Annotated in this window: 12 protein-coding genes; 5 read left to right on the top strand and 7 right to left on the bottom strand. The window is 45.3% G+C overall.

Annotation, left to right across the window (positions count from 1 at the left end):
* Positions 1-44: 44 nt before the first annotated feature.
* Positions 45-1,862, top strand: coding sequence for an ABC transporter ATP-binding protein (locus tag ACQ4M5_RS10030; protein ID WP_430675448.1), 1,818 nt, complete (start codon positions 45-47; stop codon positions 1,860-1,862).
* Positions 1,863-2,333: 471 nt separating this feature from the next.
* On the opposite strand, the gene ACQ4M5_RS10025 is transcribed toward ACQ4M5_RS10030, so the two are convergent.
* The gene (locus tag ACQ4M5_RS10025) at positions 2,334-2,933 is read right to left on the bottom strand and encodes a Uma2 family endonuclease (RefSeq protein WP_430675447.1); all 600 of its coding nucleotides are present in this window, start codon (positions 2,931-2,933) and stop codon (positions 2,334-2,336) included.
* A gap of 47 nt (positions 2,934-2,980) precedes the next feature.
* Positions 2,981-4,063, bottom strand: a complete 1,083-nt coding sequence (locus ACQ4M5_RS10020) for a glycosyl transferase (RefSeq protein WP_430675446.1) — start codon at positions 4,061-4,063, stop codon at positions 2,981-2,983.
* A gap of 127 nt (positions 4,064-4,190) precedes the next feature.
* On the opposite strand from ACQ4M5_RS10020, the gene ACQ4M5_RS10015 reads away from it, so the two are divergent.
* From ACQ4M5_RS10015 to ACQ4M5_RS10000, 4 genes are all read left to right on the top strand, one after another.
* Positions 4,191-4,793 carry a 2OG-Fe(II) oxygenase gene (locus ACQ4M5_RS10015; RefSeq protein ID WP_430675445.1) on the top strand — a complete coding sequence of 201 codons (603 nt, stop codon included), beginning with the start codon at positions 4,191-4,193 and terminating at the stop codon, positions 4,791-4,793.
* A gap of 33 nt (positions 4,794-4,826) precedes the next feature.
* A complete protein-coding gene (gene grxC / locus ACQ4M5_RS10010) occupies positions 4,827-5,087 on the top strand; it encodes a glutaredoxin 3 (RefSeq protein WP_430675443.1) in 261 nt (86 codons plus the stop codon).
* A gap of 126 nt (positions 5,088-5,213) precedes the next feature.
* Positions 5,214-6,182 (top strand): glutathione synthase, encoded by a 969-nt coding sequence (gshB, locus tag ACQ4M5_RS10005; protein WP_430675442.1) that lies wholly within the window; start codon positions 5,214-5,216, stop codon positions 6,180-6,182.
* Positions 6,183-6,483: 301 nt separating this feature from the next.
* Positions 6,484-8,685, top strand: a complete 2,202-nt coding sequence (locus tag ACQ4M5_RS10000) for a CHASE2 domain-containing protein (RefSeq protein WP_430675441.1) — start codon at positions 6,484-6,486, stop codon at positions 8,683-8,685.
* A gap of 290 nt (positions 8,686-8,975) precedes the next feature.
* On the opposite strand, the gene ACQ4M5_RS09995 is transcribed toward ACQ4M5_RS10000, so the two are convergent.
* From ACQ4M5_RS09995 to ACQ4M5_RS09975, 5 genes are all read right to left on the bottom strand, one after another.
* The gene (locus ACQ4M5_RS09995) at positions 8,976-9,614 is read right to left on the bottom strand and encodes a lytic transglycosylase domain-containing protein (RefSeq protein ID WP_430675440.1); all 639 of its coding nucleotides are present in this window, start codon (positions 9,612-9,614) and stop codon (positions 8,976-8,978) included.
* A gap of 369 nt (positions 9,615-9,983) precedes the next feature.
* Entirely contained in the window at positions 9,984-11,066 is a 1,083-nt protein-coding gene (gene fba, locus ACQ4M5_RS09990; RefSeq protein ID WP_430675439.1) for a class II fructose-bisphosphate aldolase, read from the bottom strand.
* 133 nt (positions 11,067-11,199) lie between these two features.
* Positions 11,200-11,475 (bottom strand): Uma2 family endonuclease, encoded by a 276-nt coding sequence (locus tag ACQ4M5_RS09985; RefSeq protein WP_430675776.1) that lies wholly within the window; start codon positions 11,473-11,475, stop codon positions 11,200-11,202.
* Positions 11,451-11,828 (bottom strand): Uma2 family endonuclease, encoded by a 378-nt coding sequence (locus ACQ4M5_RS09980; protein WP_430675438.1) that lies wholly within the window; start codon positions 11,826-11,828, stop codon positions 11,451-11,453. The genes ACQ4M5_RS09985 and ACQ4M5_RS09980 overlap by 25 nt, the downstream gene beginning before the upstream one ends.
* Before the next feature lie 158 nt (positions 11,829-11,986).
* On the bottom strand, positions 11,987-13,546 hold the full coding sequence (locus ACQ4M5_RS09975) for a hypothetical protein (RefSeq protein ID WP_430675437.1): 1,560 nt from the start codon (positions 13,544-13,546) through the stop codon (positions 11,987-11,989).
* Positions 13,547-13,695 lie beyond the last annotated feature (149 nt).

The raw sequence follows: 13,695 nt of genomic DNA, 5'->3' as shown, positions 1-13,695 counted from the left end.
TTGGAATTTTATTGGGGCGCTCACTAGCCACACTGGGAGGATGTATGGCTAAATTTTTAGACATTCTCAAATACTTTCGCAACTACTGGAAGATTTCGGTTTTTAGTATTGCGATGATGAGTTTGTTCGAGATCATTGACTTATCTGTGCCGTATGCGATCGGGCAAATTTTGAACGTGCTATCAGGGCAACCGCTCGATCAAGTACTGCAAAATACCGTGAATACGATCGCACAAATAAGCCGACTAGAAATCAATCAAACCTCGACATTAACAGTCTTGCTGGTTCTGGTTGGAATTATTTCTGTTGGTCGTGCGCCGATTCAACCTTGGATTGGTCCTTGGTTCGCTTGGGATACGGCATTTCGAGCGCGTCGAGAGAATGCTGAAGCAGCGTTAAAGAAAGTATTAACGTTGCCGTTAGAGTTCTATGACGAAAATAATGCAGGACGGGTTGCGGCTCGTGTTGCTAAAGGATTATCAAACCACACCTGGACTTATCCCACACTGACCTCGCAACTGTTTCCGAAGTTCTTCCGATTGATTGGCATCTTTTTGGTGATCTGGTTTATCGAATGGCGGATTGCGATTCTCGTTTTGGTTTCGCTACTTGGCATTCTCGCATTTGATTTGAGAGGGTTGAAGCACTTATCCGAGCAAGAAGAACGCCTCGATAAATATGCAGAGAATACCGAAAGTCGTACCTCTGAGATTGTGACGAACATTAAGACCGTAAAAGCGTTTGCAACCGAAACAGCGGAATTACAGCGCCAGCGATCGAGATTCGATCGAGAATTTAAAGTCCTCGATTATCGCATCCACAAAGGTTACATTGTCCTTGCAACTTATGAACGCACGATCGTACAAACCGCTGTGTTCGTCGTGTTTGCACTGACTGTGTTTGCAACCGCACAAGGCAGCATTTCACTCGGTCATTTCATTACGACATTTACAGTGTCGAGTATGGCGTTTGCCGAAATTCAGCCGATTACTGAGGTAGCGGAATTTTTCGCTCGTCGATACGGTCCGATGATTCGTTTTCACGAATTCATGAAGCTTCCGGTCGGCTCAGATGCGTCGAGTCTGGCAACTGATCCTGAAGCAGTCCCACAATATCAGTTCACTGGAAAAGTTGAATTCTCACATCTGCGGTTTGGTTATAACGTCGATCGACCTGTTCTAAAAGACATCAATCTACTCATTGAGCCTTATCAAACAGTTGCTCTAGTAGGTCGATCGGGGTCAGGAAAATCAACGTTAGTCAAACTCTTATTCCGCTACTTTGAACCGAACGAAGGCAGGATTCTCATTGATGGTCAAGACATTCGCAGATTGGATGTCAGCGGCTATCGGAAACGGCTTGCCATTGTTCACCAAGAAGTTGATATCTTTAACGGCACATTGATGGATAACTTGCTGTATGGCAATCCGAATGCCTCGATCGAGCAAGTTCACGAAGCCTGTCGAATCGCTCAGGCAGACGACTTTATCCGCCAAATGCCTGCGGGATACTCGACCATTGTGGGAGAACGCGGAGTCAGACTATCCGGAGGACAACGCCAAAGAATCGGGATTGCACGCGCTCTGATTGTTGATCCAGATGTGTTGGTTTTTGACGAAGCGACATCCAGCTTGGACTATGAATCAGAACGATCGATCCAGTTAGCAATGCGATCAATTCTCGGAACTCGAACTTTGATCATCATTGCTCACCGCTTGAGTACTGTCCGTGAAGCAGACAAAATCGTAGTGTTAGACCAAGGCAACATTGTTGAAGTGGGCAACCACGACGAACTGCTGCAACAAGGCGGACTCTATCAACGCTTGCACTCGCTTCAAGAAACAGGGGAACTGTTAGCTTAGAGCGTGTTTGAGAAGTATAAAAAGCGGCTTTGCTGCGTTGCCAGTTCGCCCGGAAATGAATCTCCGGGCTAATGGAGGAAACCCCGCTGAAGCGGGCTAAGAGGGTGTTTGAAAAGTAGCCGTTTATCGCATCAATCGCCCCTCGAATGGAATTCGGGGCTATCGGAACGAAGTCTGTTGAAACAGACTGAAGAGTTCGCTGTAATTGGCTTTCAGTCCCCTTCAGTGGACTTTGTTCCGATAGACCGTGATTTCCAATCACGGGCGAAATGGCATCGAAGTGAAGCATCTTCCTATACTTTTCAAACATGCTCTAAGAGAGTCATACGGAGTTCTTAGCCCAGTTTAGTGGGCTTCCCCCGATCAGCCCGGAGATTCATTTCCGGGCGGGTGAGTGCGATGAACGATTGCTTTTCAAACACCCTCTTAGACAAAACAGCATGAGAAGACGATTCTACCTTCTCGTGCTGTTTACCAAATTTTTGCCATTCGTAGCACAAAGCCTGGTAACTCTGGATCAGCACTGACAGTTTCAGGATTTTCCAAGACTTCTGGAGCGCGATCGGGACGATAAACGTGAACCGTGTGATTTTTACGATCGATCAAAAATCCCAGAATTGCCCCATTTTCAATGTATTCCTGCATCTTTGCTTGTAGTCCGCTCAATGTATCACTTGATGAGCGCAACTCAACCACAAAATCAGGACAAATCGGCGCAAAGGACGCTTTTTGCTCATCGGTTAAAGCATTCCATCGCTCTGAGCGAATCCAAGAAGCATCAGGCGATCGCGTTGCACTGTTCGGCAATGTAAAGCCTGCATTAGAATCGAACCCTTCCCCAGTTCCATCCTGTTCAGCCCAGACTCCAAGCTGAGTTGCAATCTTAAAATTTCGATTGCCTGTATCTGAATAGGTGGGCGGCATAATAATCACTTCTCCCTTTGCCGTCCGTTCGATTCTGAGATCGGGATTGGCTAGACAAAACTCATAGAACTGCTCATCTGTCATTTGCATTGCAGGTAAGCTAACCGTGAGAGGAATCTGCTCAGTTTGAATCAGCAATGTTGTCATTTGTTCCTGCTCTACGTTTAGTGTGAGCTATCTGCATTATAGTTGGCTCACGATCGCAGATAATCCACGACAGTTTGAGCGATCGACAAATTCCCATCTTTTGCTAATTTCTCAGTTTTACGCGGCGGATTCATTGGCTGAGTGACACCAATCCAATCACCTTTAAAGAATTCATCAATGCTCCAAATTTGATGAGTTGCATAGTCTTGAATGCCTTCGAGCAAAATTGGAGATTCAGCAAAGCCTTCACGAGTGACTGTTGTAACTGGAATACCGTAACGGCAAGCTTCGGAGAAAGTACTGTAACCCGGTTTGGTGAGCAACCGACCGCAAACAGGCATTAAATCGATCGGGCGATAAAAGCGATCGTCAACTTTAATCAAATTCGGCAAGTCAGGAGCATTCAGATCGAAACACAGGAACTTGTAATCGGGATAGCGAGTGACATTTTCGTAAGGAACGCGATCGAGTCCCAATCCGCCAAATGTGACGAGAATAATCTTCTCTTTAGGCGTATCAGATAGATTGAACTTTTCCAATATCTCTGCTGTATCAAATCTTGGATCAACGCCTGTTAAACCAACATCAGTAACATTCGGAAATGCACTCATTGATTCATGAAAGGGCATTCGGAACAATCGATCGCATTGTGCAAAACAATCTCCGATCCAATCTGCAATTTCAATAAAGTCACCACCCCAATCGCGATAGATAAAGTCCCATCCAAAGTTACTCATCATCCATCCTGGAATATTTGCTGATTTAGCAATCGGAGCCGCTAATGGGGGAATGTCTCCGAGCACTAAACCCACGCGATTTTGGCGGATGAAATTGACTTCACTTGCAATCATCGATCGCTGTTGTTGTTTAATCTGACGCAGCTTTTCTAAAGTGGCAGGCTTATCCATTGTCAGACTGTCACTTTGAATGATCCCCACATCCAGCGCACGAGGACGATGAATAAAGTCGCCTGGAATGTATGCCTCAAGCAGCGATCGAGGAGCAGTCGTTACCAGAATTAACACAATCTCAGGATCGAGCCGTTGAATTTCAGCCGCGATCGAAGCTGCGCGGGTGGCATGACCAAAACCATGATTGGTAATTGCAAGATAGAGAATCGGATGAGGCATAACCCAGAAAAGACACGATCAGAAGACAAGCTTAAGCTATCTGGGGAAAATCGGCACATCTTATAAACATCATTGCATTCGGTAAGGCTCGATCGAATAATGTCTGAATGTCGATCGAGCCTTGCCTATGTCGTTTTTCCAACCCGCTCAATTTATTCAAATCCAGAATGTTCTATCTCCCGAAGAGCAAAGAGATTTATTAAATTACATCTTCGATCGCCAAAATCATTTCGTCTCTACTTCCACCTCAACAGGCGAAATCGACTATCGGCAATCTACCATCCTTTACTACTCCGAAGAATACGAACATTGGATCATTGATAAAGTAAAAGCCTATTTTCCAACTCTCTTAGCAGAATGGCAAATCGAACCTTTTACGATCGCTCAAATCGAGGTTCAACTCACTGCCCACAACGACGGAAACTATTACAAAGTTCATAACGATAATGGCAGCGAAGATGCCGCGAATCGAATGATTTCTTATGTGTATTACTTCAATCGAGAACCAAAGAATTATTCGGGCGGAGCCTTAAGAATCTATGACCTCAACATCGAAAATGGGCTTTATCTACAAGCAGAATCCTATCAAGAAATTCAACCGCTGAATAATAGTATTGTTCTCTTTCCAAGTCACTTTTTACACGAAGTTCTCCCCGTGACTTGCCCATCTCGACAATTTGCCGATAGTCGATTTACCCTCAATGGTTGGATTCGTCGCGCCGCACTCTAAAATTAAGAAACGTTGCTAATGCTTGAGACACTTATGAACCCGAACGTTGAAATTTACACCTGGAGTACTTGCCCGTTCTGCATCCGCGCCAAAGCTTTGCTCGATCGCAAAGGCGTTCAATACACCGAATACTGTCTGGATGGCGATGAACCCGGACGCGCAAAAATGGCAGAACGCTCGAATGGTCGCCGCTCTGTGCCGCAAATCTTCATCAACGATCAGCACATTGGTGGCTGTGATGACATTCATGCGTTAGATCGATCGGGCAAACTCGATCCGTTGCTTGCTGCATAGTTGAAGACAAGTGGGGAGTGGGGAGTGGGGAGTTAGAAGTTTGAAATTTTTCTCTATTTCTCAAAACTTCACCCTACCCCCCACTCCCCACTCCCCACTCCGTTCTTTTTATTCTCAAAATCCACCGTGAAAATTGCATTTATCATCGACCCGATCGGGCATCTCGATCCCACCCACGATACGAGTGTCGCATTTATGGAAGCCGCTCAACAGTTGGGTCACGAAGTTTGGATTACCCAAGCCAATCGGCTCAGTGTCGTTCAGGGAAAAGCTTACGCCACACTCGAAAAAGTCACCCTGGTTCCGGTCACATTAGGCGAAAATCGCTGGATCGCAGTCGATCGATGGTTTCAAACCGAGTCGCCCACCTTTCTAGCGCTCGAAACGATGGATGCCGTTTTCATGCGGACTGACCCGCCCGTTAATACCGCTTATCTCTACGCCACATACATTCTGGACTACATCGATCCCACTAAAACCAAGGTGATTAACTCGCCTTCAGGAATTCGAGCGGCGAATGAGAAAATGTACGCGCTGCAATTTACCGAAGCGATTCCAGAAACGATCGTCACTCAAGAAAAGCGCGTAATCCTGCAATTTCTAGAGAAACAAGGAACCGCAGTACTTAAACCCTTGGGCGGTAAAGCAGGTGAAGGGATTTTGTTTTTACAAAGTGGCGATCGCAATCTCAATTCGATGATCGAAATTAGCACACTGCAAGGAACGTTACCGATCATGGTGCAAGCTTATCTGCCACAAGCAAAAGATGGCGATAAGCGAATTATTTTGCTCAATGGCGAACCGCTCGGAGCCGTGAACCGGATTCCAACCGGAAATGAATTCCGGGGAAACATGGCAGTCGGGGGTCGCAGCGCTCAATGTGACATTACCGATCGAGAACGCGAAATCTGTGCCCAACTTGCCCCTACCTTGCAGAAAGACGGACTCTATTTCGTGGGAATTGATGTGATTGGTGGGTATTTGACTGAAGTAAATGTTACCAGTCCTACGGGCATTCGGGAAATCGATCGGCTCAACAATACCCAGTTAGCGGTGCAAGTTATCGAATCGATCCAGAACTTGAAATCCGAGTGATACAATCCTTTCAGCAATTTCTCTAGGCAGCGTTGACTCTCGAAAAAGGGTAGTCAACGACAAGCCCCCTTGCGCTGACTACCCCTACAAGGGCGACTTACCCGACCCTTGCTCGACCAAGCTAACTTACTGCTCAAAGGCGTTTGGCAAAGGCGGAATAAAGAAATTGCGGCTAGACGATGAAGTTATGACAGAATCGGCACATTGCAAGATCGCTGCCCCCCGATCTCAGATGTTTCGGTTGCCTGTCGGGTTTGTGCTTCCTACAAAGCGTTCTGTGAAGGCTGACTTGTGAACTGCAATGATTCAACCATTGAAACGACATCAGGGATTTTGGAAAACCGTATCCACTCGGTTCCGTCGCACTGCTAAAATTTGGCTGCCTGCAACTGTAATCGCGGGCTGTGTCATTGGATTACGATCGACTGGACTGCTCCAAGTTTGGGAACTAGGAGCATTAGACAGTTTTTTTCGGATGCGTCCGATCGAGTCGGTAGACGATCGCATTCTGATTGTTGGGATTCGAGAGGAAGAACTGAAGCAATATGGCTGGCCCTTTAGCGATCGCACTTTAGCTCAATTGTTGCAGAAGGTTCAGGCAGGACAACCGCGTGCGATCGGGCTGGATATCTACCGGGATGTTCCAGTTTTAGAAGGACACAGCGAACTCGTGCAGGCATTTAGAACGATGCCGAACTTGATTGGAATTCAACAAATGCCCGACCCGGATGGACAAGGGGTTTCGGCTCCTCCTGAGTTAGAACGCTTAGGGCAAGTGGGGTTTAACAATGTGGTGTATGACAGCGATCGTAAAATTCGACGCGCATTGCTGTATTGGTTTGATGCAGGCAAACAGAAACATCGCAGTTTTTCCATGCAGTTAGCGCTGCTGTATCTTCAAGAGAAAGGGATTCAGGAAGAAGGCGCAAAGCACGATCGCGGACAGTTACAGCTTGGTAATGCTGTGTTTCAACGATTTCGCGGCAATGATGGTGTTTATGTGAATGCGGATGCGGGTGGCTATCAGATTGTCTCGAATTTTCGGGGACGATCGGGACATTTTGACACGGTTCCGATGCAAGACATCATGAGCGGAAAAGTTCCAGCATCTCAATTGCGCGATCGTATTGTCTTAATTGGATCTCTAGCTCCAAGCTTAAAAGACTATTCTGCGACTCCATTCACCGGAAATATTAATGCTGCGCCTGAATACGTCGCCGGAGTTGAGATTCAAGCGAATTTCATCAGTGATCTTTTGAGTGCGACTTTGAATAACCGCACCCAGCTTAAATCTTGGAATGAATCGATCGAGTATCTTTGGATTTTGGCATGGGCGCTGATTGGAACGGGTGTGAGTTGGCGACTCCGACTACCTCAGCGAAATTTCATTGCAGTGTTTGCACTGGGCGCTGGATTAGTTGGAATTTGCTACGGCTTATTTTTGGCAGGTTGGATTGTTCCATTAATTCCAACTGGAATTGCTTTGTTTGCTTCGTCCACGGCTGTGATTGCTGCGATCGCGCATTCTGAAGAGGAGTCGAAACGCTCAAAAGAGTTCCTGCATCGCGTGATTAATTCCATTCCTGATCCGGTCTTTGTGAAAGATACGCAGCATCGCTGGGTTGTTTTGAATGAAGCTTATTCAAAATTCGTTGGAAAACCGATCGAAGAAATTATCGAAAAATCGGATCACGAAGTGTTTCCAGAACACGAGGCAGATGTGTTTCGCCAACAAGATGATCTGGTTTTCAAATATGAGAGCGAACTAGAACACGAAGAAGAATTTACCGATGCGAATGGCACGACTTATAAGATTGCAACGAAGCGATCGCTGCATAAAGATTCGGCAGGTAATCTCTTCTTAGTCGGGGTAATTCGAGATATTACTCAGCGAAAAACGATCGAGGAAAAACTGAGACAAACCGCAGAAGAATTATCTCAATCGAATGCAGAATTACGCTTATCTCAAGATCGATTGAACTATATTGCAAATCACGACGCTTTAACGGGTTTACCGAATCGAGTGTTGCTCTACGAACGAATTAGTGAATCGATAGAATCTGCGAAAGCAAAGGATCAAATTCTTGCATTAATGTTTCTTGATTTAGATGGATTCAAACAGATTAACGATAGCTTAGGGCATGCGATCGGGGATTTGCTTCTTCAAGCAGTCGCAAAACGATTATCAGGATGTTTGCGAACGAGCGACACGGTAGCGCGATTAGGTGGAGATGAATTTGTAGTGTTACTGCCTGCAATTCCAGATACGAATAATGTGACCCAAGTTGCCCGCAAGATTTTGAGTACTTTATCTCAGGCATTTGCAATTTCGGGTGAGACATTATCGGTGACAACCAGTATTGGAATTGCTTTATTCCCAGCACATGGCGATCGATTAGAGTCGTTAATGGAACGAGCGGATGAGGCAATGTATCACGCCAAAAAAACCGGAAAAAATCGGTTTGCATTTGCCGATCGTATTCCGGTTGAACATTTGGATTAAACGATTTGTACTGTTAGAGACGCGATTGAAAACGCTGAATATGAGAGGATGTTTGAGAAGTATAAAAAGCGGCTTTGCTTCGTTGCCAGTCCGCCCGGAAATGAATCTCCGGGCTAATGGAGGAAACCCCGCTGAAGCGGGCTGGGAGGGCAATACGGAGTTCTTAGCCCAGTTTAGTGGGCTTCCCCGATCAGCCCGGAGATTCATTTCCGGGCGGGTGAATGTGATAAACGATTGCTTTTCAAACATCCTCTGAGATCGCGTCTCTATCAGGAGTTCATGTCAGAGCATTAAACGCCTCGATCGCGCTGTATTTCTCCAGGCTGAATCGCATTTTGTGAATCCCAAATCGCCTGATATCGCCGTAAAATCGACTGGCTATAAGACGCAATACTCGGATAACGATGCCCGTTGTAATACTGGGTTGTCGTATTCCTATATTTCTCAGGTCTGCCGCTGTACCACCAAGCTGCGACTCGTTTAATCGCGATCGCGACATCGCCATTACTCGCCACGATCGACTTCTGCCAATATTGATTCAATTTGAAATCCACGATCGCGATTTGCAACTCAGGACGCGATAGGAATTCTTTTCGAGAAACGACGTATCCAAGCGCTTCTCTTGACCACTGCGGCAAGTTTTCCGGCATGATTTGGGCATATCCTAATGCACCCGAATGCCGATTAACTGCTCTAAAATTTGCGCCGCTTTCCTGACCGATAATTGCCTGACGAATCAAGATCACTTCTGGTGCAATTTCGGGCTGGGAATCGATCGGTCGATTAATCGAAACTGGGTACGCAAAAGAGCGTTCAGGAGTCACCATCATTGCACAACCAGAAAGTCCAATTGTTAATGCGATCGCGCTCGTAATTCCAGGTAAATGTATCCGTGCGAAAATCTGTTTCGCTTGCAAATTAACACTCATTCAATTCTGTGTGAGACAAACTTTGAAGAGTGTACCTTTATTCATTCCATCTACCTAATAGCATACAAATTTCTGATAGATTCAAACCAATGAATCCAGTTTTAACTAATCTAATTCCGTTCATTTTAGGTAGCGAAATTGTAATTTTTTATCGATGAACCTGTGACTTTGACTGCCTCAGCAAATCTGCCTAAAAAATCTAACAAAAAAACTGGGCAGTGATAAAACTACCCAGTTCAAAAGTTTAGAAATTAAGGCTTAGAGGGTGTTTGAAAAGTATAAAAAGCGGCTTTGCTGCGTTGCCAGTCCGCCCGGAGATTCATTTCCGGGCGGGTGAATGCGATCAACGATTACTTCTCAAACACCCTCTTAGACTGCTGCTGCCGTTTTGTTAGTTACAGCATTCAATTCGCCTTTTTTGTACTTAACCGCGAAGAGTTCCATCGAATTTTGTTTGATCGAGCTTGCTTGTCCCGCTGCACCGAATTGGGTATAGCGATCGGCACAAACTTTTTGCATGTACTTGATCGACGGCTTCAAGAAGTGGCGCGGATCAAATTCCTTTGTATTCGCTTGCAGTGCTTCACGAACCGCAGCAGTGATCGCCAAACGGTTATCGGTGTCGATGTTGATCTTACGAACACCCGACTTGATTCCTTTTTGAATTTCTTCAACCGGAACGCCGTAGGTTTCAGGAATCGTACCACCGTACTGGTTGATGATCGCGATCAAATCTTCAGGAACCGAAGACGATCCGTGCATCACCAAGTGAGTATTCGGCAGACGACGGTGAATTTCTTCGATGCGGCTGATCGCGAGAATTTCTCCGGTCGGTTTGCGAGTGAACTTGTAAGCACCGTGGCTGGTTCCGATCGCAACTGCCAACGCATCGACTTGAGTGCGCTCTACGAAATCGACCGCTTCATCCGGATCGGTCAACAGCATCGAGTGATCCAATTCACCTTCAAAGCCGTGTCCGTCTTCTGCTTCACCTTTTCCGGTTTCAAGCGATCCGAGACAGCCCAATTCACCTTCGACCGAAGCACCGATCGCATGAGCGACTTTCACAACTTCAGCGGTGACAGCGACGTTGTACTCGTAACTTGCGGGAGTTTTCGCATCAGCTTCGAGCGAACCGTCCATCATGACGCTGGTGAAGCCGTTCTTTAATGCGGTGTAGCAGGTTGCAGGCTCGTTCCCATGATCTTGGTGCATCGAGATCGGAATATGGGGATAGGTTTCTGCTGCCGCTAAGATCAAATGACGAAGGAAGTTTTCACCCGCGTAGTTACGTGCGCCACGGGAAGCTTGCAGAATAACTGGGCTGTTGGTTTCGTGTGCTGCGAACATGATCGATTGGATCTGTTCCATATTGTTGACGTTGAATGCAGGGATGCCGTAACCGTTTTCAGCCGCGTGATCCAGCAATAGCCGCATCGGGACAAGCGCCATATCAAGTTCTCCTGGTTATCTCAGCAAGTTCTGGTTTTACAAACTTAATTGTTACGATAATCTTAAGGCAATTTCTGTCTCTCTCATCGTCGAATTTTCAATTTTGTTAGGTAAAAATAGCTATTAATTATTCTTATTGAATTTGCGAGGATTGATAAGGCAGGAGATTCGCGATCGAGAGTTGGGCGATCGCTGTTCCTTCTAAAACGACTTCAATCCCTTCTGTAGCGGTCGTTTGCTGTTGATAATCTTCGTTTTCGGGCTGAGTGTAAATCTCGATCGAGCGATCGACTAAATTGATAATCCAATAAATTGGAATGCCTGCTCGTGCGTAAAGTCGCTTTTTAGAAGTGCGAACACTTCGTGCAGCGGAGCTACCGCGTTCTAACGTCGAATCCGCGACTTCGATGACGATATGGCAATATCTTGGGCTGTGGGATGTCGATCGAGGTAATCCTGTGTCGCTCCTCGAACAATCACGACATCCGGTTCTGGTTCACTATCGCTTAATGTAATTGGTTCTTGTGTATCGACGTACCATCCGGGTGGCAAGATTTGATCCAACGCATCGCGAGTGAGTTTCGTTGTAATTCGATGCGGTGGATTTTTCGGCATTTTGTAGACAAGCCAACCTTCGAGCAATTCCACCGGATCATCATCGGTCAAAATGCCCAACTGAATCATCTGGTGATACTGCTCTACGCTTAAGCGCCAGATGGGTTCGGATGGAATTGATTTAGCGATCGTAGATGGGAGAGACACAGAACTATTCGATCGATTAGGTGTATCGTAAGGGCAGTGAGAAATACTACACAAACTTCAGATAAACTTAAGCTAGGATTAACGCCCTGATTAAGCTGCTTCAAGTAACTTCCTTAACTTATGCAGTCTCAAATAATGAGGAAGCACCGCGCAACATCCTATGTTTTAGTCCGTGAGCCATAAAAAAACTCCCAAGGGTATGATTCAGTACTGTCAAAAACTAAATCACCAGTTGTATCGAAACCTAGATACCTAACTCTTCCAAGATTACAAGGATTTAGTATTTCCTCAATTTCCTGACCTTGCCATCTTTTCTGATATGACCTAGCAATAATATAGCTAATAAAGTCAGCAAGTTCTAGGCAAGAATGAGAAGCAGGTTGTACAAAAATAGGCTCTGGAACTTCTATTCCCTTAGCTAAGAATGGATACAGCAAACAATGCTGACTTCCAGAAAAAGCATCACGCGCCCAAGCCTGAATCACCTTGTCAGTCTGTGTTCGTTTTTCTGCATCAAACTGTAGAATAGGCTGCCCTTTTGCTGTTGTTAATTCATGAATTACATGACTAACAAGCAGGATGTACGCATTATCTTGAGGTCGATCTAGGGCTGACTTGGACTTAAAACCCTTCATTGAACCTTTAGTAGTCAATGCTATGTTATACATGAAAAGGTAGTCTGCATGACTTCGGATTAATTGAAAAAGCAGATGAACTGCTAACTGTACTTTCTCAAAGTTCCAGTTGCAGAGTACTCTATGTTTCTTCCTTTGATCACCTGACCAAAGTTCCTTCATGTGAAAAACCCAACTGTCAGGGGTTTCAGAGGGACAAAGCTCTAGCTTTAGATTCCTCAAAGTTTCCTCTACTTTTGATATCATTTTGAAGTCAGCACCAACAAGTGAATAAGTAAAGACAAGATTACCTCGCTCTTCCCTGTATGCCTCATCTCCGAAAAGCATGACTTTCGACTGCATTTGTACTGTAGGAAAGTCAAGAGGAACAAACTCTTCACAAAAAGGGCACATTTCATAAGTTTTCATGGGAACCCATCTTCCTGCACCATCATAATTATTTGGTTTGACAGGAATATGGGGTTCATTACTAAGTTTGAACCAGTTGGGCTTGAATTGCCCCGAACACTCAGGGCAATTCAGTTTAACTACTGCAATATCTTCTGGCAGGTGTCTAAGGAGATTCTGTATTTGCTTATTCTTATTTTTTTTATTCTTGTCTTTGTTGTGCTTGATCTCAATCTTTGAGCAAATATCCACCGCAGAAAGAGGTTCAACGCTTTCTTCAATAAGAAACAGACTATCAGAATTAGAAAAAATTTGCGTTGAGTTATATTCTTCTGACGCAAAAGCTGATTTAGTGATACCTAGGAGTTCTTCTAGCTCTTCAATTGAAAGCCTGGATATTTTCAGTTCTTCAGAAAGCTTGGACATAACCCTACAAGCAGCAACGCCAATCATGAAGTCTTCTGCTTGTTGAAATGTTTTTATCTGATTAGCTTGAATAAAACCTGAAGGGCTAACTAGAACTGGTTGAAATTCCCTCATGACAGCCCTAGCGAGTTTTGGATTAGTGTACCAGTGTTTCAAATAGCTCAATATGAAACCTGAAGCATCCAGCCATAAATTGCCTTGGTGAAAGAAGCCGGGTAGAACAGCACCTAGCTGATTCTCTCGGCTTTTTGCTAAATCAGGAATATACAAGGATTGGCGATCAGGTTTAAGTCAGCAATTCTCATTATGACTTTTGACTATCCAAAGCCATGAGAACGCGGTAGGGTAAAAGAGTCAAAAGCCCCTTCAGTGAGTCGAAAACGTTGACCCCGACCCGCAAGTTTGACGGCATCATTGGG

It is taken from the genome of Leptolyngbya sp. AN10, assembly GCF_050565645.1.
In the GTDB taxonomy this organism is placed as follows: Bacteria; Cyanobacteriota; Cyanobacteriia; order Leptolyngbyales; family Leptolyngbyaceae; genus Leptolyngbya.
Note: the sequence above shows the minus strand (reverse complement) of the source record. Positions and strands in the feature narration are given on the sequence as shown.